Here is a 25,709-nt window from a genome sequence, read left to right as displayed (position 1 = left end):
GCGCCGACCGCCGAACCTGTTACCGGGTAATGCCGGCGTAGGGAGATTCGGTCTCATGACCATTCAGGATGCACGCACGCCTGCCTCCGACCAGAACGGCCCGCAGGAGCGCACGCCGGGCTGGCACAAGGGATACGTCGAGGGCTCCCGCCCCGACCTCCGGGTGCCGGTCCGCCAGGTGCACCTCACCAACGGCAAGGACGTGACGCTGTACGACACGTCCGGTCCGTACACCGACCCCACCGTCGAGACCGACGTCCGGCGCGGACTGTCGCCGCTGCGCGAGAACTGGATCATCGCGCGGGGCGACACCGAGGAGTACGCGGGCCGCCCGGTCCGTCCCGAGGACGACGGGATCAAGCACACCTCGCCGCGCGGCGGCGGCCTCAGGAACCTCGACGCGGTCTTCCCCGGCCGGCCGCGGCTGCCCCGCCGGGGCCGCGACGGCCAGGCGGTGACGCAGCTCGCGTACGCCCGCCGGGGCGAGATCACCCCGGAGATGGAGTACGTCGCGATCCGCGAGAACGTCTCCCCCGAGGTCGTACGGGAGGAGATCGCCGCGGGTCGCGCGGTGCTGCCGGCGAACGTCAACCACCCGGAGATCGAGCCGATGATCATCGGCAAGCGGTTCCTGGTGAAGGTCAACGCCAACATCGGCAACTCCGCGGTCACCTCCTCCATCGAGGAGGAGGTGGAGAAGATGACCTGGGCGACCAAGTGGGGCGCCGACACGGTCATGGACCTCTCCACCGGCCGCAACATCCACACCACCCGCGAGTGGGTGCTGCGCAACTCCCCCGTGCCGATCGGCACCGTGCCGCTCTACCAGGCCCTGGAGAAGGTCGACGGCAAGGCCGAGGAGCTGACCTGGGAGATCTACAAGGACACGGTCATCGAGCAGGCCGAGCAGGGCGTCGACTACATGACGGTGCACGCCGGCGTGCTGCTGCCGTACGTGCCGCTGACCGCCCGCCGCAAGACCGGCATCGTCTCGCGCGGCGGCTCGATCATGGCCGCCTGGTGCCTCGCGCACCACAAGGAGAACTTCCTCTACACGCACTTCGAGGAGCTCTGCGAGATCCTCGCGGCGTACGACGTCACGTACTCGCTCGGCGACGGCCTGCGGCCCGGCTCGATCGCGGACGCCAACGACGCGGCGCAGTTCGCCGAGCTGAAGACGCTCGGCGAGCTCAACACCATCGCCAAGCGCCACCACGTGCAGACCATGATCGAGGGCCCGGGCCACGTCCCGATGCACAAGATCAAGGAGAACATCGACCTCCAGCAGGAGATATGCGAGGAGGCGCCGTTCTACACGCTCGGCCCGCTGACCACCGATGTGGCGCCCGCCTACGACCACATCACCTCGGGCATCGGCGCGGCGATGATCGCGTGGTGGGGCACGGCGATGCTCTGCTACGTGACGCCCAAGGAGCACCTGGGCCTGCCCAACAAGGACGACGTGAAGACCGGCGTCATCACCTACAAGATCGCGGCGCACGCGGCGGACCTCGCCAAGGGCCACCCGGGCGCGCAGGAGTGGGACGACGCCCTGTCGGACGCGCGCTTCGAGTTCCGCTGGGAGGACCAGTTCAACCTGGCGATGGACCCGGACACGGCACGTGAGTTCCACGACGAGACGCTGCCGGCGGAGCCCGCGAAGACGGCGCACTTCTGCTCGATGTGCGGGCCGAAGTTCTGCTCGATGAAGATCTCCCAGGACATCCGGCGTGAGCACGGCGGCGACCTGAAGGCGGACGAGATCGAGGCGGGCATGGCCGAGAAGTCGGCCGAGTTCGCGGCGGCCGGCAACCGGGTGTACCTGCCGCTGGCGGAGTAGCCGGGGAGCGGCCGGCGCAGTCGTACGCACCGGCGCACGCCGGGGACCGGCCCGCGACCCATGGGGGGAGCCGCGGGCCGGTCTCCTTTTCGTGCGCCCGGGAGCGTGCCCCGCGCGTGCCCCGGCGTGCTGTCCCGGCGTGCTACTCCGGCGCGCTGCCCCGGCGCCCTACTCCGGGTGGTGCTCCGGCGGGCCGAAGTCCGGGCTGGTGAAGTCCGGGCTCGAGAAGCTCGGCCGGGGGGCCGGGGCGCCCTCGGACGGGCTGGTGAAGTCCGGGCCGCTGTAGCCGACCTTGGGGATGCGGCCGGTCGGCGGCGGGGGCTTCGGGAGGGGCGGGGGAGCCGGGGCGGCGAGGGCCTCGCGGACGAAGGGCAGGATGCCGCGGTCCACGAGGGCGCGGCCCCAGGCCTGTCTCGCGCGGGACAGCTCGTCGTCCGGTGTCTCGGCCGGGACCTCCGTGGCGCTGTTGCGCAGGGCCGTCACCAGCAGGCCGGCGGCCGCGCAGAGCAGCCCCGCCGCGGCGACGGCGCCGAACATCAGGCCGGCGGTCAGCAGGGTGTCGGCGAAGACGGGCGGCGGGTCGAGCATCTTCAGGATCGCGCCGACCAGGAGGAGGGCCACGGCCGCGGTGCCCGCGAGGATCGGCGCGAGGACGGTGACGATCGCGACGACACCGGCGCCGCCCTCCTCGTGCAGGGCCTCGCTCGTACCGCCGATGCCGGCGGCTCTCGCCGCGCGGAGCTGTTCGCGGACCTTCACGAAGTGGTCGTACTCGACGGCGGCGGCCGCCGTGATCAACGCCGTCGCGTTCAGCGCCATCTCGCGGAGCTGCGCGGTCGTGAGCCGGGCGTCGTGATCGGCGAGTCCCGGCCGTTCGTGCGCGGTGCGCAGTGCCTCGTCGAGGACCCGCTCGAACTCGGCGCGATCCTCGGTCAGCAGGTGCGGAGCCACGTTCATGTGCATCCCCCGATGCTCCGTAGGGCCGTAACGGCCCTGGTGAAGCGGCCGGTTGGGCGGAAACGGAGGAGAGCCTGCTACGGATGAGCCGATGGTATTGCGGTTTCGGCACGCGGTGACAGGGTGTTTCGGGAAATCGACTTCCCCGGATGCGTACGGTTATGCGTCAGGCGGGCAGCGGGAGTTGCACGACCAGCAGCTTTCCGGCCATGGTCACTCCGCCGTCCATCGCGATCGCCAGACCGTCCGCGTAGACGTGCGGGCCCTCGACGGGCGGGCGCTCGCCCTCCTCGCCGTCCTCCGTGCCGACCTGGCCGAGGAGGTACGGGATGGGGCTGTGACCGTGCACGATCCGGCGGCCGCCGTAGGTGCCGAGCAGCTCCTGGACGGCGAGCGGTCCGGCGGCCTCGTCGCGGAAGGCGAAGCGCTTGGTGAACTTCCGGAAGAGGTCCCAGACCTCGTCCGCGTCGTTCCGGTTGAGGATCTCGTGGACGGTGTCGTTGACGTCCTCGATCGTCTCGCCGTACTCCAGGTACGCGGTGGTGTCCGAGTGCAGCAGGAGGTGGCCGTCCTCCTCCACCACGGCGTCCAGCCGGGACATCCACTGGAGGTGGACGTCCTGGAGGCGGTCCATGTCGTGCTTCTGGCCGCCGTTGAGCAGCCAGGCGGCCTGGAAGGTGGCCGTGCCGGCGCCCGAGCTGACGGGGGTGTCGCCGAACCGCTTGGCGCCGATGAGCAGCAGCTCGTGGTTGCCCATGAGGGCCTTGCAGTAGCCGCCGGCCGCGGCGGCCTCGGCGGAGAGGCGCATCACGAGGTCGATGACGCCGATGCCGTCGGGGCCGCGGTCGGTGAAGTCGCCGAGGAACCAGAGGCGGGCGTTGCCCGCGGCCCAGCCGCCGTTCTCGTCGATCAGGCCCTGGGCGCGCAGGGCGTCGAGGAGCTCGTCGAGGTAGCCGTGGACGTCGCCCACGACGAAGAGCGGGCCGGGGCCGTCGCCCGTGGGGACGGCGGGCTGCGGGACCGGGGTCACGTGGACCTGGACGGTGTCGCCGCGGTTGATGACCGGGAGGTCGCGCTCGGTGGGCGTGTAGCCCTCGGGCGGCTCGCCCTCGGGGTACGCGTTGCCGGGATGCCCGGTGGCCACGGAGACGATCGAGGAGCCGGTGTCGCCGTCGTACGGCTCGTAGGCATCGGGGTGCCCGCCCGGCTCGACGGCCGGGGCCGGCTCGCCCTGCTCGGCCACGGCGGCGGGTGCCGCGGGGGCGGTGCCCAGGTGGAGGGTGGCGTCGGCGGGTGCCGGGGGTGCCGCGGGGGCGGCCGGCGCGTCGGCGGGGAACGGCTCGGGCGCGTGTCCCTGGACGGGCACACGGGCGTACGGAGGTACACGGAAGTCACGCAATGTCGCCGTGCGCACCACGGGTTCCTGCCCGGCCCCCTGAGTCATCGACCCCTCCACCACCGTCGCGATGCCCTGCACATCGCGGACCGGCCTGGTCGGGGTGGTCCGCGGTGTCGTCCGCCCATCATAGGAATGAGCGTCCTCCTGTGTGACGCACCAGGGGTGGTGAATCCGGGTCCACTCCGGGTTCACCGGTTGTTTCGCCCGAATTGGGAAGGTCTAGGCCAGGGATCGGGCCGGGCCGCCCCGAGGTTTCGCCTCGAAGCGGCCCTTGAAGCGTGTCAGTCCTTCGAGGGAGACCTCGGCGGGCTGACCGTCGTCCGCGGCGAACGGCGCTGCGAGGAGGTGCGGACGATCAGCTCCGTCGGTATCACCTGCTCGACCGGTCCGTCCGTCTCGATCCCCTCGATGGCGTCGATGAGGAGCTGGACGACGGCGGTGCCGATCCGGCGCGGTTTGAGCGAGAGGGTCGTGATGGGCGGTTCGGTGTTGGCGTAGACGGTGGACTCGCTGCAGCAGACCAGCAGCAGGTCGTCCGGGACCCGCAGCCCGTAGCGGCGGGCGGCCGCCAGCAGGTCGGTGCCGTTGGGGTCGAAGAGGCCGTAGACGGCGTCGGGCCGGTCCGGGCGGGCGAGCAGCCGGTCGGCCGCGACGGCGCCCGCGCACGGATCGTGCGCCGGATAGGCCTCGTAGACGGGGTCCTGGCCGACCCGCTCGCACCAGTTGAGGTAGGCGGTGGTGGACAGACGGGTGTAGGTGTCGGTGGTGGTGCCGGTGAGCAGGCCGATCCTGCGGGCGCCGGCGGCGGCGAGGTGGTCGAGCAGGTCGAGGACGGCCGCCTCGTGGTCGTTGTCGACCCAGGCGGTGACCGGCAGGGTGCCGGCCGGGCGCCCGTCGGAGACGACGGGCAGTCCTTGGCGGACGAGTTCGGTGACGACGGGGTCGTGGTCGGAGGGGTCGATGACGACGGTTCCGTCGAGGGCGACGTTCGACCAGACGTCGTGACGGGAGGTGGCGGGGAGGATGACCAGGGCGTAGCCCCGGGCGAGCGCGGCCGAGGTGGCGGCTCTGGCCATCTCCGCGAAGTACGCGAATTCGGTGAAGGTGAAAGGTTCATCCCCGTACGTGGTCACGGTCAGGCCGATGAGGCCCGACTTGCCGGTACGGAGCGTGCGGGCCGCTGCGGAAGGGCGATAGCCCAGCCGGTCTGCGACCTCGCGGACGTGGCGGCGGGTGGCGTCCGGGAGCCGGCCCTTGCCGTTGAGCGCGTCGGAGACAGTCGTGATGGAGACCCCGGCGGCGGCGGCCACGTCCCGGATGCCCGCTCGGCCCTGCCGGCTTCCCCGGGTCTGTGCCCGGCTCACCTGGTGCTTCCCTGCTGCTGTCATGGCGAGCCGATAGTAGGGCGAGGGGGGTGGGTTGGGCCGATCGCATATGCGCGCATTGACAGGCACGTTTCTGCATGATCAAAAACCCCTAACGCCATGGGAAACAAAGGGTGTTCGGGCGATATTCGTGGGTCCTATCGCCTTCGGTAGGCGTGAGCCTGGCGAGGGTGCGAGGTCTCGAAGAGGTCTCAACTCACCTCTACGGGGGATGCGCGCCACGGCGCCCGCCACCGGCGCGCGCCACCCCTGGGCGCGCTCCCCCCGTTGCCGCTCCGTTGTCCACAGGCCATTCGCAGGGGAGCCGAATCCTCATAAGGTGAGGAGTATTGGCGGTACGGACGGTCGAGGAGGCCACACTGTGAGCGAGACCAGCGGGACGAGCACCGGCAGCCCGAAGCTGCGCGCCGAGCTGGACGGCATCCCCACCTACAAGCCGGGCAAGCCGGCCGCCGCGGGCGGACCGGTCGCCTTCAAGCTCTCCTCCAACGAGAACCCCTACCCGCCGCTGCCGGGGGTCATGGAGAGCACGCTGGCCGCGGCCGCGAACTTCAACCGCTACCCGGACATGGCCTGCACGGGGCTGATGAACGAGCTGGCCGACCGCTTCGGCGTCCCGGTCTCGCACATCGCCACCGGCACCGGCTCGGTCGGTGTCGCCCAGTCGCTGATCCAGTCGACGGCGGGCCCGGGCGACGAGGTCATGTACGCCTGGCGGTCCTTCGAGGCATACCCGATCATCACCCAGATCAGCGGGGCCACCTCGGTGCAGGTGCCGCTGACCGAGGGCGATGTGCACGACCTGGACGCGATGGCCGCGGCGATCACCGACCGGACCCGGCTGATCTTCGTCTGCAACCCCAACAACCCCACGGGCACCGCGGTGCGCCGGGCGGAGCTGGAGCGCTTCCTGGACCGGGTGCCCTCCGACGTCCTCGTGGTGCTCGACGAGGCGTACCGCGAGTTCGTCCGCGACACCGAGGTGCCGGACGGCGTGGAGCTCTACCGCGACCGGCCGAACGTGGCGGTGCTGCGGACCTTCTCGAAGGCGTACGGCCTGGCCGGGCTGCGGGTCGGTTTCGCGATCGCCCACGAGCCGGTGGCCGCGGCGCTGCGCAAGACGGCGGTGCCGTTCGGTGTCAGCCAGCTCGCGCAGGACGCGGCGGTGGCCTCGCTGCGGGCGGAGGACGAGCTGCTCGGGCGGGTCGGCTCGCTGGTGGCCGAGCGCGCGCGGGTCCATGCGGGGCTCGTGGCCCAGGGCTGGACCGTGCCGGACACCCAGGCGAACTTCGTCTGGCTGCGGCTCGGCGAGCGGACCATGGACTTCGCGGCGGAGTGCGAGCGGCACGGCGTGGTGGTGCGTCCGTTCGCGGGTGAGGGCGTCCGCGTCACGATCGGTGAGTGCGAGGCGAACGACCTGTTCCTGAAGGCGGCGGAAGGATTCCGCGGCCGGATCTAGGTACCGGAGCTAACCGACGCGTTCCACCCGGATCGGGTCGCCGTCCCGCACGGTGGCCAGAATCCGCGGGTCGCCGTCCAGCGTGCCCAGGATGTTGCACGGACTGGCGAGTCGCGGCTCGTCCCCCAGCGAGATGGGGGTCGGGCCGTAGGGGAGGGCGAGCGCGTCGCCCTCCGTCCAGAAGGCCACCGTGCCCGGCGCGACCACCTGTCGGGCGTCGGACTCGACGGGGACGCTGACCGGAGTGTCGAAGTAGACCTCCTCGCCCCAGGTCCGGGCGGTGGAGACGATCGGGAGAGCCCCCACGAGCGCTGCGCTCGTGGGGGTTTCCTCGATGGTGGCGGTGGTGTGGCCGGCGGGCCAGGAGACGCGTATCCGAAGGGTCATGGGCCGGATTCAACAATATGTTGAAGGGCTTGGGAAGGGGTGACCTTCGGTAGGGGGACCCCGATCGAAGGTACGGATTTCGTATGAGCCATAATGCTTGTGAATGTGAACGCGTTCACAAGCGTGTCCCTGTTCCTCCCGAGATAGGTGGGATTAAAGGGGCAAACTGCCGTCGTGACCACGGCGATGTAAGGAGACGACGACGTGGACCTAGCTTTGGCGCCGGAGACGCTGGCGCGCTGGCAGTTCGGCATCACCACCGTCTATCACTTTCTCTTCGTCCCGCTGACGATCTCCCTCGCCGCGCTGACCGCCGGTCTTCAGACCGCCTGGGTGCGCACCGAGAAGGAGAAGTACCTCAAGGCGACGAAGTTCTGGGGCAAGCTCTTCCTCATCAACATCGCGATGGGTGTCGTCACCGGCATCGTGCAGGAGTTCCAGTTCGGCATGAACTGGTCCGACTACTCCCGCTTCGTCGGCGACATCTTCGGCGCGCCCCTGGCCTTCGAGGCGCTGATCGCGTTCTTCTTCGAGTCCACCTTCATCGGCCTGTGGATCTTCGGCTGGGACAAGCTCCCCAAGAAGATCCACCTCGCCTGCATCTGGATGGTGTCGATCGGCACGATCCTGTCCGCGTACTTCATCCTCGCCGCGAACTCCTGGATGCAGCACCCGGTCGGCTACCGGATCAACGCCGAGCGGGGCCGGGCCGAGCTCACCGACTTCTGGCTGGTGCTCACCCAGAACACCGCGCTCACCCAGTTCTTCCACACCATCACGGCGGCCTTCCTGGTCGGCGGCGCGTTCATGGTGGGCATCTCCGCCTTCCACCTGGCGCGCAAGCGGCACATCACGGTGATGCGGACCTCGCTGCGGGTCGGCCTGATCACCCTGATCATCGCCGGCCTGGGCACCGCGATCAGCGGTGACCTGCTCGGCAAGGTCATGTTCAAGCAGCAGCCCATGAAGATGGCCGCGGCCGAGGCGCTCTGGGACGGCCAGGCACCCGCACCCTTCTCCGTGTTCGCCTACGGCGACGTCGAGAAGGGCCACAACACGGTCGCCATAGAGATCCCGGGCCTGCTGTCCTTCCTCGCGAACGACGACTTCAGCTCGTACGTCCCGGGCATCAACGACGTCAACAAGGCCGAGCAGGAGAAGTTCGGTCCCGGCGACTACCGGCCGAACATCCCCGTCGCCTACTGGGGCTTCCGCTGGATGATCGGCTTCGGCATGGCCTCGCTGACCATCGGGCTGGTGGGCCTCTGGCTGACCCGCAAGAAGTTCATGCTGGCGCCAGGGCTGCGGACCGGTGAGGACGAAGTGCCGAATCTGGTGCTGTTCAAGCGGAAGGCGCTCAGCCCCCGCCTGGGCAAGTGGTACTGGATCATCGCCCTGTGGACCATGGCCTTCCCGCTGATCGCCAACTCCTGGGGCTGGATCTTCACCGAGATGGGCCGCCAGCCGTGGGTGGTCTACGGCGTGCTGCGCACCCGTGACGCCGTCTCCCCCGGGGTCTCCACGGCCGAGGTGCTCACGTCGATGATCGCCTTCACGCTCCTCTACGCCGTGCTCGCCGTGATCGAGGTGAAGCTCCTGGTCAAGTACGTCAAGGCCGGCCCGCCCGAGCTCACCGAGGACGACCTCAACCCGCCCACCAAGATCGGCGGGGACCGCGACCCCGACCGGCCCATGGCCTTCTCGTACTGAGGCTCAGGAGATCGAGGCATGGAACTCCACGACGTCTGGTTCGTACTCATCGCCGTCCTCTGGATCGGCTACTTCTTCCTCGAAGGCTTCGACTTCGGGATCGGGGTCCTCACCAAGCTGCTCGCCCGCGACCGCACCGAGAAGCGGGTCCTCATCAACACCATCGGTCCCGTCTGGGACGGCAACGAGGTGTGGCTGCTGACGGCCGGCGGCGCGACCTTCGCCGCCTTCCCCGAGTGGTACGCGACGCTGTTCTCCGGCTTCTACCTGCCGCTGCTGATCATCCTGCTCTGCCTGATCGTCCGTGGCGTCGCCTTCGAGTACCGGGCGAAGCGGCCCGAGGAGAACTGGCAGCGCAACTGGGAACAGGCCATCTTCTGGACCTCTCTCATCCCCGCGTTCCTGTGGGGCGTGGCCTTCGGCAACATCGTGCGCGGGGTGAAGATCGACCGCGAGATGGAGTACGTCGGCACCTTCTGGGACCTGCTCAACCCGTACGCCCTGCTCGGCGGACTGGTCACGCTCACCCTGTTCACCTTCCACGGTGCCGTGTTCGCGGCGCTCAAGACCCTCGGCGACATCCGCACCCGGGCGCGGTCCCTCGCGCTCAAGCTGGGGCTGGTCACCGCGGTGCTCGCGCTGGCCTTCCTCGTCTGGACCCAGGTCGACAAGGGCGACGGCTGGAGCCTGCTCGCGATGGTGATCGCGGTGGTCTGCCTGGTCGGGGCGATCGGGGCGATCCAGCTCGGACGGGAGGGCTGGTCCTTCGCGCTCTCGGGCATCACGATCGCCGCCGCGGTGGCGATGCTCTTCCTGACGCTCTTCCCGAACGTCATGCCCTCCTCGCTCGACCCGGCGTGGAGCCTCACGGTGACGAACGCGTCGTCGAGCCCCTACACGCTCAAGATCATGACCTGGTGTGCGGCCATCGCGACCCCGCTGGTGCTGCTCTACCAGGGCTGGACCTACTGGGTGTTCCGGAAGCGGATCGGCACGCAGAACATCGCCCAGGCCCACTAGGGCCGTCCGACAGGCCGTAGCCGGACCCGCACCGGCCTCCTCAGGGGAGCATGTTTCACGTGAAACCGATCGATCCGCGGCTGCTCCACCACGCCCGCGCCACCCGGTTCTTCCTCGCGGCGGTGGTCGTCCTCGGCCTCGTCGGGGCGGCGCTGGTGATCGCCCAGGCGATGCTCATCGCCGAGGTCGTGGTGGGGGCCTTCCAGAAGGGTCTGCCGGTTTCCGGGCTCACCACGCCCCTGCTGCTGCTCGTCGGAGTGGCGGTGGGGCGGGGGCTGGTCGCCTGGCTGACCGAGCTCGCCGCCCACCGGGCGAGCGCGGCGGTCAAGTCCGAGCTGCGCGGACGGCTGCTCCAGCGGGCGGCCGGGCTCGGGCCGGGGTGGCTGAGCGGGCAGAAGGCCGGTTCGCTGGCCGCGCTCGCGACGCGGGGCGTGGACGCCCTCGACGACTACTTCGCCCGCTATCTGCCGCAGCTGGGGCTCGCGGTGGTGGTCCCGATCGCGGTCCTCGCCCGGATCGTCACCGAGGACTGGGTCTCGGCCGCGATCATCGTGGTGACGCTGCCGCTCATCCCGATCTTCATGATCCTGATCGGCTGGTACACCCAGGCCCGGATGGACCGTCAGTGGAAGCTGCTCTCCCGGCTCTCGGGACACTTCCTCGACGTGGTGGCCGGTCTTCCCACGCTCAAGGTCTTCGGCCGGGCCAAGGCCCAGGCCGAGAACATCCGGTCGATCACCGCCGACTACCGGCGGGCGACCATGCGGACGCTGCGGATCGCGTTCCTCTCCTCCTTCGCGCTCGAACTGCTCGCGACCCTCTCGGTCGCCCTGGTCGCGGTGACCATCGGCATGCGGCTGGTCCACGGCGACTTCGACCTGTACACCGGCCTGGTCATCCTGGTCCTGGCGCCCGAGGCCTATCTGCCGCTGCGGCAGGTCGGGGCGCAGTACCACGCGGCCGCCGAGGGACTGGCCGCCGCGGAGGAGATCTTCGAGGTCCTGGAGAACCCGGTGCCGGACGGCGGTACGGGGCCGGTGCCGGCCTCCGTGCGGCTGGAGCTCGACGGGGTGACGGTACGTCACGCGGGGCGCGCGGAGCCCTCGCTCGACGCGGCCACGCTCACCGTGGAGCCCGGCGAGACGGTGGCCCTGGTGGGGCCGAGCGGGGCCGGGAAGTCGACGCTGCTCGACGTGGTCCTCGGCTTCGCGACGCCGGAGCCGGGCGGTTCGGTCCGGGTCGGCGGTGCCGAACTGGCCTCGCTGGACCTGGAGGAGTGGCGGTCCCGGATCGCCTGGGTGCCGCAGCGCCCCTACCTCTTCGCCGGAACCATCGCCGAGAACGTGCGCTTGGCCCGGCCGGACGCCTCCGACGCGGCGGTCCGCCAGGCCCTGCGGGACGCGGGCGCCGAGGAGTTCGTCGCGGAGCTGGCCGAGGGCGCGGAGACCGTCCTGGGCGAGGACGGCGCAGGGCTTTCGGCCGGCCAGCGCCAGCGGCTCGCGCTGGCCCGGGCGTTCCTGGCCGACCGGCCGCTGCTCCTCCTGGACGAGCCGACGGCCGCGCTGGACGGCGAGACCGAGGCGGCCGTCGTGGACGCCGTCCGCCGGCTCGCCGCCGGCCGTACCGTCCTGCTCGTCGTGCACCGGTCGGCGCTGCTCGCGGTCGCGGACCGGGTGGTGCGGATCGAGGGCGCCACGACGGCCGACGAGACGCCCGTCGCGGACTCCCCCGTCGCGGCGGCCCGGCTCACCGACGACCTGGGCGAGCCGCTCCCGTCGAGCGCGAACGACACGGCCGGGGAGCTCCCGTCCGCGGACCCGCGGCCGGCCGACCGCTCCGGCTCCCCCGCGCGCACGGTCCTCGGCCGGGTCCGGGACATGGCCGGGGAGCTCAGGGGCCGGATGGCGCTCGCCCTGCTGCTCGGCAGCCTGGCGCTCGGCTCCGCCGTCGGGCTCATGGCCGTCTCCGGCTGGCTCATCTCCCGGGCCTCCGAACAGCCGCCCGTGCTCCATCTCATGGTCGCGGTCACCGCGACCCGCGCCTTCGGCATCGGGCGGGCCGTCTTCCGCTACGCCGAGCGGATCGTCTCGCACGACGCCGTGCTGCGGATGCTCGCCGACCTGCGGGTGGCCGTCTACCGGCGGCTGGAGCGGATCGCCCCCGCCGGACTGCGCCGCACCCGGCGCGGCGACCTGCTCGCCCGCCTGGTCCAGGACGTGGACGCCCTCCAGGACTACTGGCTGCGCTGGCTGCTGCCCGCGGGCGCCGCCGTGGTCGTCGGCGCCGGTTCGGTCGGGTTCACCGCCTGGCTGCTGCCCGAGGCCGGTGCCGTGCTCGCCGGGGGGCTGCTGCTCGCCGGAGTGGGCGTACCGCTGATCGGCGGCGCGCTCGCCCGGCGCGCCGAACGACAGCTCGCGCCCGCGCGCGGCGCGCTCACCACCGCCGTGGTCGACCTGCTGCGGGGCTGTGCCGAACTGACCGTCGCCGGGGCCCTGAAGGGCCGGGTCGAGCGGGCCGCCGCGGCCGACCGGACGCTGACCGGCATCGCGTCCCGGCAGTCCGCCGCCACCGCGCTCAGCGCCGGGCTGTCCGCCCTGATCTGCGGCCTCACCGTCGCCGGAGCCGCGCTGGTGGGCGTGCAGGCGGTACGGGACGGGCGGCTGGACGGGGTCGCGCTCGCGGTCCTGGTGCTCACCCCGCTCGCCGCCTTCGAGGCCGTCACCGGGCTGCCGCTGGCCGTCCAGTACCGCCAGCGCGTGCGCCGCAGCGCCGAGCGGGTCTTCGACGTGCTCGACGCGCCCGTGCCCGTACACGAGCCGGAGCGCCCCGCGACGCCGCCGGCCGGCCCGTTCCCGCTGGAGCTCGCCGGGCTCACCGCCCGGCACGCCGGTCAGGTCCGGCCGGCGCTCGACGGCTTCGGGCTCACCCTGGAGGCCGGGCGGCGGGTCGCCGTGGTCGGCACCTCCGGCTCCGGCAAGACCACGCTCGCCCAGGTGCTGCTGCGCTTCCTGGACGCCGAGACCGGCACGTACCGGCTCGGCGGCACCGAGGCGGCCGCCCTCGACGGCGACGAGGTCCGGCGCTTCGTCGGCCTGTGCGCCCAGGACGCCCACCTCTTCGACAGCTCCATCCGGGAGAACCTGCGGCTCGCCAGGACCGGGGCGTCCGACGACGAGCTGCGCGGCGCGCTCGGCCGGGCCCGGCTCCTGGAGTGGGTGGACGGGCTGCCAGCCGGGCTCGACACCCTCGTGGGCGAGCACGGCTCGCGGCTCTCCGGCGGCCAGCGCCAGCGGCTCGCGCTGGCCCGGGCGCTCCTCGCCGACTTCCCCGTCCTCGTCCTCGACGAGCCGGCCGAGCACCTGGACCTGGCCACCGCCGACGCGCTCACCGACGACCTGCTGCGGGCCACCGAGGGCCGCACGACCGTCCTGATCACCCACCGCCTGCACGGCCTGGACGCCGTGGACGAGGTCCTCGTCCTGGACCGGGGCCGGACCGTGCAGCGCGGGACGTACGCGGAGCTCGCGGCGGCCGAGGGGCCGCTGCGCCGGATGCTGGATCAGGAGCGGGAGAGCGATCTGCTGCTGATCCCCGACCACACCCCGACTTTTCTTGGCAAATAGGACTAACTAGGCTCTGCTCCATGACCGCCGCCGTGCCCGACGCCCCGGACCCGCTCGAAGCCGCGACCCAGGCCACGCGCAGCCTGCACGGCCTCTCCACGGAGCTGACCGCCCGCGTGCCCCAGCTGCTGGAGGCGATGCGCTCGGTCGGCACCGGCCTGGAACTGCACTCCACGCTCGACCGGATCTGCGAGACCGCGGCCGAGCTGGCCGACGCCCGGTACGCCGCGATCGGCGTGGTCGACGAGGAGGGCGACGGGCTCTCCGACTTCGTCACCTACGGCGTCGGGGACGAGGTGGCCCGCCGGATCGGGCGCCGCCCCGACGGGCACGCCGGACTGCTCGGCGCGCTCATCCGGGACCCGCAGACGATCCGGCTCGCCGATCTGTCGGCCGACCCGCGCGCGGCCGGCTTCCCGCCGGGGCACCCGCCGATGCGCACCTTCCTCGGGGTGCCGATCCGGGTGCAGGGCGAGATCTTCGGCAACCTCTACCTCGCCGAGAAGAACGGCGGCGGCGAGTTCAACGACTACGACGTCCACATGGTCCGGGTGCTCGCCACCGAGGCCGGGATCGCGATCGGCAACGCGCGCCTGTACGAGGCCGCCCGGCAGCGTGAGCGCTGGATCGACGGCTCGGTCGCCGTCACCACGGCGCTGCTCTCCGGCGGCGACGCCGACGACGCCCTCGCCGTCGTGGCCGAGCAGGCCCGCCGGCTCGCCGACGCGGCGGCCGGCATCGTGCTGCTGCCGGCCGAGGAGGGCGGTCTGGAGATCGTCGCCGTCTCCTCGCCGCACCCCTCCAAGTCGCTCGGGGTGGTGATCCCGCCCGAGAGCCCGGTGGTGGAGCAGCTGATGGAGGGCGAGGCGGTGTTCGTCGCCGACGCCTCCTCGGACGTGCGGATGGTCCACAAGCTCTCCGCCCAGTACGGGCCCGCGATGCTGCTCCCGCTCCAGAGCGGCGGCCGGGTGCTGGGCGCGCTCGCCACGCCCCGGGCCCGGGGCACCCGGCAGTTCACGGAGGCCGAGCGGACCCTGGCCACCCAGTTCGCCTCGCAGGCGGCGCTCGCGCTGATGATGGCCGAGGCACAGCGGGACCGGGAACGGCTCGCGGTCTACGAGGACCGCGACCGGATCGCGCGTGACCTGCACGACCTGGTCATCCAGCGGCTCTTCGCCACCGGGATGATGCTGGAGAGCGCCCAGCGGAAGTCGATCGTGCCGGCCGTGCAGGAGGGCGTCGGCAAGGCGGTGGACGAGCTGGACGTGACCATCCAGGAGATCCGTACCGCGATCTTCGCGCTCCAGCAGGGGCCGGCCGAGGCCCCCTCGGGGCTGCGCACCCGGGTGCTGCGGGAGATCAACATGGCGGCGGTACCGCTGGGCTTCAAGCCCTCCCACCGCTTCCTCGGGGCGATCGACGCGACGGTCGGCGAGCTGACCGGAAAGAACCTCATCGCCGCCCTGCGCGAGGCCCTGTCGAACGCCTTCCGGCACTCGGGGGCGAGCCGGATCGAGGTGGTCGTGGACGCCACCGTCACGCTGCCGGACGGCACCCCGGGCGTCCGGCTCTCGGTCGCGGACGACGGCGTGGGCATCCCCGAGGGCGGCCGGCGCAGCGGCCTGCGCAACCTGGCCCGGCGGGCCGAGTCGCTGGGCGGGGCGAGCTGGTGCGGCCCGGGGGTCGGCGAGGACGGCGGCGGTACGACGGTGGTGTGGGAGGCCCCGCTCTAGGTCGTGTCCGGCGGGTCAGGCCGGGCGGCCCCGGGGGGCGTCCGGCGGTCAGGCCGGGCTCCGCGGGCCGGCCTGACCCGGAAGACGGGGCCTAACGCCCCTGGGTGGCCTCGGCGACGAGCTGTTCGATGATCACGGCCACGCCGTCCTCGTTGTTGCCGACGGTCCGACCGGAGGCGGCGGTGATCACGTCGGGGTGGGCGTTGCCCATCGCGTAGGAGCGGCCGGCCCAGCTGAGCATCTCGATGTCGTTCGGCATGTCGCCGAAGGCCACGACCTCCTGCGGGGTGATGCCGCGCTCGGCGCAGCAGTGCGCGAGGGTGGAGGCCTTGGAGACGCCGAGGCCGCTGATCTCGATGAGGGCGGTGGGGCTGGAGCGGGTGAACGAGGCCAGGTCGCCGGCGGCCTCGCGGGCGGTGGCCAGGAAGACGTCGGGGTCGAGCTCGGGGTGCTGGGCGAGCAGCTTGAGCACGGGCGCGGCGGCCCCGGGGGCCTCCTCGAACAGCAGCTTCTCGGCGGTGGCGACGGTGGCGCCGGGGTCGAGGAAGAACGGCGGGTACAGCGGCTCGTAGTGGATCCCGGTGGTGAGCTCGACCGCGAACGAGGTGCCGGGCGCGGCGGCGCGCAGGGTCCGGACGACCTCCAGGGCGACCGGCCGCTCCAGCGGCCTGACCTCCAGGAACGTGCCGCCCGCGTGCAGGTCGACGACGGCCGCGCCGTTGGCGCAGATCGCCAGGCCGTGACCGTGGACGTGGTCGCTGACGACGTCCATCCACCGGGCCGGCCGGCCGGTGACGAAGAAGACCTCGATGCCCGCCCGCTCGGCGGCGGCGAGGGCCGCGACCGTGCGCTCCGAGACGGACTTGTCGTCCCGCAGCAGGGTGCCGTCGAGGTCGGTGGCGATCAGCCGGGGGGCCGGGGTTTCGGTGCGCGCGAGGGGTGAGGTCACCGATCCATTGTTCCGCAGAAAGTGCACGGGCGTGCGAGGGGGTGCACATCTGAGTGCGAAGGAGTGCGGCGGAGAGCGAAGGAGTGCGGCGGGAGCGAAGGAGTGCGGCGGGAGCGACGGAACGCGACCGGGTTGTCGCGGGTGCCGTGCCCGGACGGGGCCCGCTCCGCCCGATGGCGCGGGCGGAGCGGGCTGCCGTTCAGGAGGAGAGGCGGTTCAGCGCTGCCTTGGCGATGCCTTCGAAGGAGGCCGGGGCGGGCCGGCCGGTGAGCTCGACGACGGCGACCTTGGTGCCGCTGCGCAGGACCGCGACCCCGCCGCTGACGGCGCCGTCGCCGTTGTAGGCCGGGTACCAGCGGGCGGTGCCGCCGGTGGTGGTCAGGGTGTGGGCCGCGCCGTAGCGCCAGTGGCCGGCGGGCTCGTCCTGGCAGTCCTGGACGAGCCCGACGAGCTGCTTCTCCCAGGTGGCGGCCGTGGCCTTGGCGGGGGCGTTCGCGGCCGACTCGGTCAGCTGGGCGTCGGTGGTGAAGGTCCAGTTCACGGACGCGTACGCGGTGGCCTTGCCCTTGGTCAGGTCGCGCATCGTCTCCTCGCCGGAGCACGCGGACAGCGCCTGGCGTCCGGTCAGCGTGACGGTCGCGGCGACCGGCTTCAGGCCCTGCCGGACGTAGTCCTCGCTCTGGACGAGATGGGCGGAGCCGAGTCCGGGCGCGGCGGCCGCGGCCGTGCGTGCGGCGGCAGCGGTGCCGCGGAAGGCCCCGTCGGCGGTGGCCGACTGGGTGCCGACGACGGTGGCCGTGACCAGTGCGGCGGCGACGCAGGCCGCGGCGGCGAAACGGTTGCGGCGGACGGACTTCTGCTGGACGGTCTGGTTCTCGGTCATCTTGTCCCCCTGCTGGTCGGGACGCCTGCTGCGTCCTCGTACAACCGGGGGAGATGCCGCGGGAGGAGGGAAAGTTGGAGCTCTGACCCGCTGTTTCACAGCTGTGACAGAGCGGTCCTGACGACGCGGTCCATCGCGGCCGTCCCCAGGCAGGCGTTGACCTCCAGCACGCCGTAGTGGGTGCCGCTGCGCAGCACGGCGATGCCGCCGCAGGGCTCCTTGCCCTCGGGCGCCGTGCCGGTGGTGTTGAGGGAACCCGGGTACAGGCCCATCCAGCTCGCGGTGACGTCCGGGGCGAGCCGCAGGGTCGTGGTCCTTCCGTAGACCCAGTGCCCCGGCGTCTCCTCCTGGCAGGGCACCTGTTCCAGCAGCAGGCGCTGGGCGAAGTTCTCCGCCAGGGAGGGGGTCCTGGCCTCGGCGGCGACCTCGCGGGCGACCTGGTCGGCGCCGTCCAGGGCCAGCGTGGGGTCGCCCGGGTCGGTGCGGGTGCCGGTCATCAGTCCCCGGAAGTGGGCGCCGGGCCCGCCCAGGGTCTCCTCCAGGGTCTTCTCCCCGGTGCAGGCCGCGTTGGCGTAGTGCCCGTCGCCGAAGCGGTCGGTGACGTGGATCTTCCCGAGGCCGGAGTCCGGGCCGAACGCCGCGGGTCCCAGGAGGTTCGCCGCCGTCACCGGCCCCGTCGCACCCGTCGGAGCGGTCGCACCCGTCGGAGAGGCGGAGCCGGAGCCGGAGGCCGAGGGCGTCGGGGTGGACGCGCCGGGCGTCGCGGGAGCGGACGCGCCGTGGGACGCCCCGCCGACCGCGGCACCCGGCCGCGCCGACGGGTCCGCGTCGGATCCGGGCGGCGCCGGCAGCACGAACCGGCCGGTCACCAGCCCGAGCGCGGCGGCCGCCACCAGGGCGGCGACGGCGGTGCGGGGCCGGACCGCGGTGCGGCCGGCGCCCCTCGCGGGACCGCCGTTCACGGACCGGTGACCAGGCGCTCGCGCATGAAGCGGCGGGCCTGGTGGATCCGGTCCTTGATCGTGCCCAGCGGGGCGTCCAGCTGCTCGGCCACCTGGACGTAGGTCAGGTCGCCCAGGTCGCGCAGCACGAAGGACTCCACCAGGGCGGGGTGCTGCCGCTCCAGCGCGCCCAACGCCTCCATCAGGTCGAGCCGGCTCCCGGCGATGACGCTCGTGGTGCGCGGGTCGACGGACTCGGGGAGGTCGGCGTGGCTGTCCTCGGCGCGTCGGCGCATCGAGCGGTAGGTGGACCGGGCGGCGTTCGAGGCGATCACCGTCACCCAGCCCAGGAAGGAGCCGTGGCCGCCGTACTCGCGCAGATGCGTGCTGATGGACAGCAGGGCGTCCTGCGCGGCCTCCTCCGCGTCGGCGTGGTGGGGCAGGAAGCGCGAGCAGCGGCGCAGCACCAGTGGCCGCAGCTTGGCCAGGAGGTAGTCCATCGCCCCCGGGTCGCCCGCCTGAGCAGCCGTCACGAGCCGTTCCAGCTCGCCTTCGTCGAACACCCGGATCCCCCGTTTCGTCCCGCTTGGCATCCCGCCCGCCGAACGGGAGTTCCCCACTCCCCCCGACTCCGGCAGAATGCTGCCACATGCGCAAGCTCGGCCGTTACCTCCTCCTGGAGCGGCTCGGAGCCGGCTCCTTCGCGACGGTCTGGAAGGCCTACGATCCGGAGCTCGACACCGAGGTCGCGGTGAAGGTGCTGGCCGACAACTGGGCCGCCAACGCCGACGTGCGCGAGCGGTTCCTGGCGGAGGCGAGGCTGCTGCGCCGGATCGCCAGCCCGCGGGTGGTCCGCGTGCACGACGTCGGGGTGCAGGAGGACCGGCCCTACTTCGTCATGGACTACGTACGCGGCGGCACCCTGGAGGACCGGGTCGGGCGGTGCGACCCGCAGGAGGCCCTGCGGCTGGCCGCGGAGGCGGGCCACGCGGTCCAGGTCCTGCACGAGGCGGGCGTGGTGCACCGTGACGTCAAGCCGTCGAACCTGCTGCTCGCCGACGGCCCCGCGCCCGCCGCGGTGCTGGTGGCGGATCTGGGCAGCGCGAAGCAGCTGGCCGACGCGTCCGGGCTGACGGTGACCACGGGCACGCCCGCGTACATGGCGCCGGAACAGGCCTTCCAGACCGGTGGGTTCGACGGGAGGGCCGACGTGTACGCGCTGGCCGTCGTGGCCTACGAGCTGCTGACCGGGAAGAAGCCCTTCGGTCCGGGCGGGCGTGCCACGGCCCTGATGACCGACCAGCCGACCGCCTCGACGCTGCCGGCGCTCCCGGCCGAGGCGCAGCTCCCGCCGCACGTCGCCCTGCTGCTACGGGCCGCGATGTCCGTCGAGCCGGCGGACCGGCCGCCGACCGCCCAGGCCTTCGCGGACGCGCTGCTGGCTCCGGTGCCGCAGTCCCAGCCCCTGGAAGGCCCCGGGTCGCTGACCCCGCGCGCCGTCTGTCTGGCGTCGGGCGCGGTGTTCACGGCGGCGACCCTGCTGAGCTGGCTGCTGCGCTGAATCCGACGGGGGCCCGATCCCATCCCACCCCCTCCCCGCCCACCTGATCCCCGCCCACTCCCTCCCCGCCCACCTGATTCCCGCCCGCCCCTTCCCCGCCCACCTGATCCCCGACCGTTGCGCCGACGGTTCCCGTAGGGTCGGTGGCATGCGTCTGAGCACGGTGATCCTCCCCATCCACCGGTGGGCCGAGGGACAGAAGATCTGGCGGCGGGCCGAGGACCTCGGCTTCCACACCGCGTACACCTACGACCACCTGTCCTGGCGGACCTTCCGCGACGGTCCGTGGTTCGGGGCGATCCCGACCCTGACCGCCGCCGCCGGGGCCACCGAGCGGCTGCGCCTGGGCACGCTCGTGACCTCGCCGAACTTCCGGCACCCGGTGACGCTCGCCAAGGAGCTGATCTCGCTCGACGACATCTCGGGCGGGCGGATCACCCTGGGCATCGGCGCGGGCGGCAACGGCTTCGACGCGACCGCGCTGGGGCAGGAGGCGTGGACGCCGAAGGAGCGGGCGGACCGCTTCGCCGAGTTCGTCCCGCTGCTGGACCGGCTGCTCACCGAGGACGCGGTCTCCGAGCGGGGCACGTTCTACTCGGCGGAGGAGGCCCGCACCATCCCCGGCTGCGTGCAGCGCCCCCGGCTGCCGTTCGCGGTGGCGGCGACCGGCCCGCGCGGACTGAGGCTGGCCGCGCGGCACGGGCAGGCGTGGGTGACGACGGGGGACCCGAAGCTGTTCGAGGCGGGCACCCCGGAGCAGTCCGTCGAGGCGCTGCGCGGGCAGATCGCCAAGCTGGGCAGGGCCTGCGAGGAGATCGGCCGGGATGCCGCGCCGATGGAGAAGGTGCTGCTCACGGGCTTCACCCCGGACCGTCCGCTGGACTCCCTGGACGCCTTCGTGGACTTCGCGGGGACCCACTTCGCGCTGGGCTTCACCGAGCTGGTGGTCCACATGCCGATCGCGGACTCGGTGTTCGCGGCCGACGAGTCGGTCTTCGAGAAGATCGCCACGGAGGCGCTGGACCAGCTGCGCTGAGGCGCGGCGGGGGGGCCGGGTCAGCGGATCCGGCCGGCCAGCCACGGGGTGAGCGTGACCCCGGTGACGAGCTCCTTGTAGGTCTCGTCGCCGGGGAGCGGGACGATCAGCCACCAGCCGGGCGGGAAGAAGCGGCCCTTCACACGGGCCAGGCCGCCGTGGGCGGAGCGGAGGAAGGCGGGGACCTCGTCGCGGGGGACGTCGGCGAACTCGACGCCCTCGACGGTGATCTTCGCGTCGCCCTCCGGGTGCAGCCGGACGGTGACCGAGGGGGCGCCGCCGAGCTCGACGAAGGCCTCGTGGGGGAGCGAGCCGTCCGGGTCGAGGACGTTGAAGGCGCCCGCGGAGGTGCGCCGGGAGGTCTGGTCGGCGCCGATGTCGTCGGTGACGGTCATCTCCAGGTTGAACTCCCGGGCGATCTCGCGGATCGCGGTGACGGCCGATTCGGTCGTGGGCAGATGCGGGTGTCCCATGGGAACGATCATGCCTCAGCCCGGGAAGCGGATGAACCGCGCCGGGACGGCGTCGGTGAGCCAGACGCCGTTGGCGCTCACGTGGAAGACGTGTCCGGCCCGGTGCATCGCCCCGGCGTCGACGCTCAGCACCACCGGCCGGCCGCGCCGGGCGCCGACCCGGGTGGCGGTCTCGCGGTCCGGTGAGAGGTGCACGTGGTGGCGGGCCATGGGGCGCAGGCCCTCGGCCCGGATGGCGGGCAGCACGGCGGCGACCGTACCGTGGTAGAGGTACGCGGGCGGCTCGGCGGCCGGCAGGTCCAGGTCCACCGCGACGGTGTGGCCCTGGCTGGCCCGGATGCGCGTCCCCTCGATCGCGAAGCGCTTCTTGTCGTTGACGGCGACGACGTGGTCCAGCTCGGCGCGGGTGATCGGGAATCCGTGGGAGGCGGCGGCCCGCAGCAGGGCGTCGATCTCCGTCCAGCCGTGCGGGTCGAGGACGAGTCCGATGCGTTCGGGCTGGTGGCGCAGGTGTTTCGACAGGTATTTCGACACCTTCACGGTGTGTTTCTCGTCGTTCATGAATTCATTGAAGCCGCAGGTTTGATCCACAGCCAAGTGGGTTTATCCACAGGCTACTTGGCGATTCTGTGGACAACACATCTTTATCCTCAGGTGGATTGATCGATTTGCCTGCTATTTGCGGTATTTGACGTGAGAGTGTCCAATGTCCTCTTCTGTACCTCTCGTTCGGTCGCCGCAGCGATGAAAGCGGACACGTTCTGCGGGCCAACGAGCCGCTGTACGGCCCGAATCGTCTCGGGCGAGAGCGCCACCGCGCGGGGCTCCTCACCCCTCGGCAGAGGGGTGTCCGCCACGAGGTGCTGCTGGAGGTGAAGGGTGGCGAACAGGCGCATCGCCCGAGCCAGTTCGGCGTCGACGGTCTGCTGGGCCAGCGGGCGGAGCCGCCGGACCATGCTCGCCGCCTCGGCCGCGTCCGCGTCCGTCGGCGGCCGGTGCTCCAGATAGCGGGCGAAGACGTGCTCGGTCGTGAACTCCAGGAAACGGGAGGCTATGTGCTCGACCTGGCCGCGAAGTTCCCTCAGATGACCGGTGATCGCGGCGAGCGGGACCCCCGCCGCGTACAACTCGGCTGCCACCGCCAGCTCTTGGGGGCTGGGGACCAGATACTCCTCGGTCTCCCGGTCGGGGATGCGCTCCAGGACGCCGAGCTCGATCGCCTCCCGGACCGCCTCCTCGTCCGGTCGACCGCCGAAGCGCGCGTCCAGCTCGGCCCGCGAGATCCGGTCCGCCTCCTCGTCGGTCCACGGGCCGTCGACCTCGGCGACCAGACCGAGCACCCCGCCGAGACCGCGGCCGGCGTCCCAGGCCTCCAGCAGCTCCTTGATGGAGGCCAGGGTGTAGCCGCGGTCCAGCAGGTCGGCGATCTGCCGCAGCCTGGCCAGATGCGTGTCCCCGTACACGTTCGACCGGCCGCGCCGCTCGGGGCGGGGCAGCAGGCCGCGGTCCTGGTAGGCGCGGATGGTCCGGACCGTGGCCCCGCTGTGATGGGCCAGATCCTCGATCCGGTACTCCGGATGTGCTGCCTGCTCCGACGAATGCACCGACGAACCCACTCCCACCGACCGCTCCCTTCCGTCCTGCGAGGGATGGTACGACCGCCCCGGTACGGTCGCCCCGCCCCCGTCCCCGCCCGGCCCCTACGCCGGCGGCTGCCAGCGGGCCAGCGCGCGCAGCAGGCCCGGGGAGAACCGGGAGGCCAGGTGCGCGCCCCGGGCCTCCGGGGTCACCGGGACGACGGCCCGGTCGTGCAGCACCGCGCGCAGGATGGCGTCCGCGACCTTCTCCGGCGGGTAGTTGCGCAGCCCGTACAGCCGGGAGGCCTTCTTCTGGCGGCGCTTCTCCTCCGCCGCGTCCGTGACGCCGGCGAACCGGGCCGTGGACGTGATGTTGGTGTTGACGATGCCGGGGCATATCGCCGAGACCCCGATGCCCTGGTCCGCGAGCTCGGCCCGCAGGCACTCGCTCAGCATCAGCACGGCCGCCTTCGACGTGCTGTACGCGGGCAGCGCACGGGAGGGCTGGAAGGCCGCCGCGGAGGCCGTGTTGACGATGTGGCCGCCCTGGCCGCGCTCGGCCATCTGCGCGCCGAAGACCCGGCAGCCGTGGATGACGCCCCACAGATTGACGTCGAGGACCCGCTTCCACTCCTCGCTCGTCGTCTCGAAGAAGGAGCCGGTCAGGCCGATGCCCGCGTTGTTGACCAGCACGTCGACCACGCCGTACTCGCTCGCCACCTTCGCGGCCAGCTTCTCCATCGCCGCCTCGTCGGCGACGTCGGCGGTCTCGCCCCAGGCCTCGGGCGCGCCGATCAGCCGGGCCATCTCGGCCGTACGGGCCGCGCCTTCGGCGTCCCGGTCCACCGCCACGACCCGGGCGCCGGCCTCCGCGAACGCGAAGGCGGTGGCCCGGCCGATCCCGCTGGCCGCGCCGGTCACCAGGACCAGCTGGCCGCCGAAGCGCTCCGCGTACTCCGGCCGCACGCCGCTCTTGGCCGCCGTCTTCGGGGCCCTGGTCGCCGGGTCCTCGTTGGCCTCGACGAACTCGGATATCCAGGCGGCCAGTTGGTCGGGCCGGGTGCGCGGCACCCAGTGCTTGGCCGGCAGGGTGCGCCGGGTCAGGTCCGGCACCCAGTCGGCGAGGTCGTCGTAGAGCCGCTCGGAGAGGAAGGCGTCCCCGGTCGGGGTGATCAGCTGCACCGGCGCGTGCGCGAAGGCGTCGGCCCGCGGCCGGGACAGCCGCGCCCGCACGTTGTCCCGGTAGAGCCAGGCGCCGTGCGCCGCGTCGCTGGGCAGGGACGGCGTCGGGTAGTCGCCCGCCGGGATCCGCTCCAGCCGCTCCAGGAGGCGGGGCCAGCGCTTGCCGAGCGGCCCGCGCCAGGCGAGCTCCGGCAGCACGGGGGTGTGCAGCATGTACACGTACCAGGACTTGGCGCCCTGGCCGAGCAGCTGGCCGACCCGGCGCGGGGTGGGCCGGGTCATCCGGCTCTTGATCCAGTGCCCGAAGTGGTCGAGGGACGGGCCGGACATCGAGGTGAAGGAGGCGATCCGGCCCTCGGTGCGGGAGACCGTCGCGAACTCCCAGGACTGCACCGAGCCCCAGTCGTGGCCGACCAGGTGGACCGGGCGGTCCGGGCTGACGGCGTCGGCGACGGCCAGGAAGTCGTCGGTCAGCTTCTCCAGCGTGAACCCGCCGCGCAGCGGGGTCGGCGCCGTCGACCGGCCGTGGCCCCGGACGTCGTACAGCACCACGTGGAAGCGCTCGGCGAGCCGCGACGCGACCTCCGACCAGACCTCCTTGGAGTCCGGGTAGCCGTGCACCAGCAGCACGGTCGGCCGGCCCTCGTCCCCCAGCTCGGCCACACACAGCTCGATCCCGCCCGTACGGACCCAGCGCTCGCGCACCCCATCGGCCGTCACGCCGCCACCTCTTCCTCGTTCCAGCGCCGCACGTGCGGCAGGTCGTCGTCCAGCCAGAACGCGCTCTGCTCGGGGTCCCGGGAGTCGGTGACGACCAGGATCTCCTCGAACTTCGCGCCCGTACCCCGGAATCCGAGGTGCGGCTCGACCGCCCACAGGCCCGGCTGGGGCGGGTGGTCGGAGAACCGGTACGGCGACCACAGCGGCGACCAGCCGTCCCGGTGGCCGTGCAGGGCGTCGCTCGCCAGGCCCTTGAGCGCCTGGGTGCCGAAGCCGAACAGCGTCGGCGACCAGCGGCGCTCCTTCACCCGGTCGATCTTGTGGGCGATGACGCCGAAGGGATAGGCCCGGTGCCGGTTCGCGTATCCCTGGCGGACCATCAGGCGGTCCACGTCCTCGTAGATCTCCCGCAGCGTGCGGCGCTCGCGCACCTCGCGCAGGATCAGCTCGCGGTGCTCCCGGAGGTCGGAGAGCAGCTTGTCGTGCACCGGGTTCAGGCCGAGGCAGCCGGAGTAGCCGACGTCCGCCGTGAAGCCCTTGTGGACGGGCGCCATGTCCAGGATGAACGGCATCCCGGCCTCCAGGCGCCGGTCGGTCGGGAAGAACTGCAGCGGGATCTTGAAGTCGACGAAGGCCGTGCGGTCCCCGAACCAGGCGAACGGCCGGTGGAACCAGTCCCGGACGCCCCGGGCGTACAGCCACTCGCGCTGCATCCGGGCCGCCTCGCGCTCGGTCACGCCCGGCTTGAGCTGGGCCGCCACGGCCTCCGCGCACTCGTACGAGAGGCGCTGCACCTCTCTGAATCCCCGCAGCTCCGCGGTGAGCTCGCGCGTCCCTGCCGTGCCTGCTGATGTCATGCCACCCGCCCGTCCCG

21 protein-coding genes are annotated in these 25,709 nt (G+C 72.3%); 8 read left to right on the top strand and 13 right to left on the bottom strand.

Annotated elements, in window-relative coordinates; genetic code table 11:
* The first annotated feature begins 55 nt into the window (after positions 1–55).
* Positions 56–1,840 carry a phosphomethylpyrimidine synthase ThiC gene (thiC, locus tag ABD981_RS20315; protein ID WP_046908647.1) on the top strand — a complete coding sequence of 595 codons (1,785 nt, stop codon included), beginning with the start codon at positions 56–58 and terminating at the stop codon, positions 1,838–1,840.
* A gap of 168 nt (positions 1,841–2,008) precedes the next feature.
* Here the strand turns inward: thiC and ABD981_RS20310 are convergent, their stop codons facing one another.
* The 3 genes from ABD981_RS20310 to ABD981_RS20300 all read right to left on the bottom strand — a co-directional run bounded on the left by ABD981_RS20310 (position 2,009) and on the right by ABD981_RS20300 (position 5,584).
* Positions 2,009–2,803, bottom strand: a complete 795-nt coding sequence (locus ABD981_RS20310) for a hypothetical protein (protein ID WP_205628191.1) — start codon at positions 2,801–2,803, stop codon at positions 2,009–2,011.
* A 160-nt stretch (positions 2,804–2,963) separates the two neighbouring features.
* The gene (locus tag ABD981_RS20305) at positions 2,964–4,241 is read right to left on the bottom strand and encodes a metallophosphoesterase (protein WP_046908716.1); all 1,278 of its coding nucleotides are present in this window, start codon (positions 4,239–4,241) and stop codon (positions 2,964–2,966) included.
* 236 nt (positions 4,242–4,477) lie between these two features.
* Positions 4,478–5,584, bottom strand: coding sequence for a LacI family DNA-binding transcriptional regulator (locus ABD981_RS20300; protein ID WP_046908646.1), 1,107 nt, complete (start codon positions 5,582–5,584; stop codon positions 4,478–4,480).
* Between the two features lie 358 nt (positions 5,585–5,942).
* Between ABD981_RS20300 and hisC the strand changes: the two genes are divergently transcribed.
* Positions 5,943–7,040, top strand: coding sequence for a histidinol-phosphate transaminase (gene hisC / locus ABD981_RS20295; RefSeq protein ID WP_046908645.1), 1,098 nt, complete (start codon positions 5,943–5,945; stop codon positions 7,038–7,040).
* Positions 7,041–7,049: 9 nt separating this feature from the next.
* On the opposite strand, the gene ABD981_RS20290 is transcribed toward hisC, so the two are convergent.
* Positions 7,050–7,427, bottom strand: coding sequence for a cyclophilin-like fold protein (locus ABD981_RS20290; protein ID WP_046908644.1), 378 nt, complete (start codon positions 7,425–7,427; stop codon positions 7,050–7,052).
* A gap of 204 nt (positions 7,428–7,631) precedes the next feature.
* On the opposite strand from ABD981_RS20290, the gene ABD981_RS20285 reads away from it, so the two are divergent.
* Genes ABD981_RS20285 through ABD981_RS20270 form a run of 4 tightly spaced genes read left to right on the top strand, consistent with a single transcriptional unit; the run spans position 7,632 to position 15,513 of the window.
* Complete coding sequence (locus ABD981_RS20285; RefSeq protein ID WP_046908643.1) at positions 7,632–9,137, top strand: cytochrome ubiquinol oxidase subunit I; 1,506 nt, start codon at positions 7,632–7,634, stop codon at positions 9,135–9,137.
* Positions 9,138–9,155: 18 nt separating this feature from the next.
* The gene (gene cydB, locus ABD981_RS20280; RefSeq protein WP_046908642.1) at positions 9,156–10,157 is read left to right on the top strand and encodes a cytochrome d ubiquinol oxidase subunit II; all 1,002 of its coding nucleotides are present in this window, start codon (positions 9,156–9,158) and stop codon (positions 10,155–10,157) included.
* Between the two features lie 59 nt (positions 10,158–10,216).
* Positions 10,217–13,780, top strand: a complete 3,564-nt coding sequence (gene cydD, locus ABD981_RS20275) for a thiol reductant ABC exporter subunit CydD (protein ID WP_046908641.1) — start codon at positions 10,217–10,219, stop codon at positions 13,778–13,780.
* Positions 13,781–13,800: 20 nt separating this feature from the next.
* Positions 13,801–15,513, top strand: a complete 1,713-nt coding sequence (locus tag ABD981_RS20270; RefSeq protein WP_046908640.1) for a GAF domain-containing sensor histidine kinase — start codon at positions 13,801–13,803, stop codon at positions 15,511–15,513.
* A 91-nt stretch (positions 15,514–15,604) separates the two neighbouring features.
* Here the strand turns inward: ABD981_RS20270 and ABD981_RS20265 are convergent, their stop codons facing one another.
* From ABD981_RS20265 to ABD981_RS20250, 4 genes are all read right to left on the bottom strand, one after another.
* Complete coding sequence (locus ABD981_RS20265) at positions 15,605–16,462, bottom strand: Cof-type HAD-IIB family hydrolase (protein ID WP_046908639.1); 858 nt, start codon at positions 16,460–16,462, stop codon at positions 15,605–15,607.
* A 199-nt stretch (positions 16,463–16,661) separates the two neighbouring features.
* The gene (locus ABD981_RS20260; protein ID WP_046908638.1) at positions 16,662–17,345 is read right to left on the bottom strand and encodes a hypothetical protein; all 684 of its coding nucleotides are present in this window, start codon (positions 17,343–17,345) and stop codon (positions 16,662–16,664) included.
* Between the two features lie 95 nt (positions 17,346–17,440).
* Entirely contained in the window at positions 17,441–18,307 is an 867-nt protein-coding gene (locus ABD981_RS20255) for a hypothetical protein (RefSeq protein WP_046908637.1), read from the bottom strand.
* Positions 18,304–18,849: an RNA polymerase sigma factor gene (locus tag ABD981_RS20250; protein WP_240495277.1), complete on the bottom strand. Its 546-nt coding sequence runs from the start codon at positions 18,847–18,849 to the stop codon at positions 18,304–18,306. The genes ABD981_RS20255 and ABD981_RS20250 overlap by 4 nt, the downstream gene beginning before the upstream one ends.
* Positions 18,850–18,935: 86 nt before the next feature.
* Here ABD981_RS20250 and ABD981_RS20245 point away from each other — a divergent pair, with 86 nt between their 5' ends.
* Together ABD981_RS20245 and ABD981_RS20240 are read left to right on the top strand one after the other, a co-directional pair.
* On the top strand, positions 18,936–19,847 hold the full coding sequence (locus ABD981_RS20245; RefSeq protein WP_046908635.1) for a serine/threonine-protein kinase: 912 nt from the start codon (positions 18,936–18,938) through the stop codon (positions 19,845–19,847).
* Positions 19,848–19,995: 148 nt separating this feature from the next.
* The gene (locus ABD981_RS20240) at positions 19,996–20,883 is read left to right on the top strand and encodes an LLM class flavin-dependent oxidoreductase (RefSeq protein ID WP_046912020.1); all 888 of its coding nucleotides are present in this window, start codon (positions 19,996–19,998) and stop codon (positions 20,881–20,883) included.
* A 20-nt stretch (positions 20,884–20,903) separates the two neighbouring features.
* Here the strand turns inward: ABD981_RS20240 and ABD981_RS20235 are convergent, their stop codons facing one another.
* The 5 genes from ABD981_RS20235 to ABD981_RS20215 form a co-directional block, all read right to left on the bottom strand.
* The gene (locus ABD981_RS20235) at positions 20,904–21,356 is read right to left on the bottom strand and encodes a hypothetical protein (RefSeq protein ID WP_046911999.1); all 453 of its coding nucleotides are present in this window, start codon (positions 21,354–21,356) and stop codon (positions 20,904–20,906) included.
* A gap of 15 nt (positions 21,357–21,371) precedes the next feature.
* Positions 21,372–21,917 (bottom strand): RNA 2'-phosphotransferase, encoded by a 546-nt coding sequence (locus ABD981_RS20230; RefSeq protein ID WP_046912000.1) that lies wholly within the window; start codon positions 21,915–21,917, stop codon positions 21,372–21,374.
* Between the two features lie 89 nt (positions 21,918–22,006).
* The gene (locus tag ABD981_RS20225; RefSeq protein WP_046912001.1) at positions 22,007–22,960 is read right to left on the bottom strand and encodes a MerR family transcriptional regulator; all 954 of its coding nucleotides are present in this window, start codon (positions 22,958–22,960) and stop codon (positions 22,007–22,009) included.
* A gap of 96 nt (positions 22,961–23,056) precedes the next feature.
* Entirely contained in the window at positions 23,057–24,835 is a 1,779-nt protein-coding gene (locus tag ABD981_RS20220; protein ID WP_046912002.1) for an SDR family oxidoreductase, read from the bottom strand.
* Positions 24,832–25,692: a M24 family metallopeptidase gene (locus ABD981_RS20215; RefSeq protein ID WP_046912003.1), complete on the bottom strand. Its 861-nt coding sequence runs from the start codon at positions 25,690–25,692 to the stop codon at positions 24,832–24,834. The genes ABD981_RS20220 and ABD981_RS20215 overlap by 4 nt, the downstream gene beginning before the upstream one ends.
* Between the last annotated feature and the right edge of the window lie 17 nt (positions 25,693–25,709).

This window comes from Streptomyces showdoensis (assembly GCF_039535475.1).
Classification (GTDB): domain Bacteria; phylum Actinomycetota; class Actinomycetes; order Streptomycetales; family Streptomycetaceae; genus Streptomyces; species Streptomyces showdoensis.
Note: the sequence above shows the minus strand (reverse complement) of the source record. Positions and strands in the feature narration are given on the sequence as shown.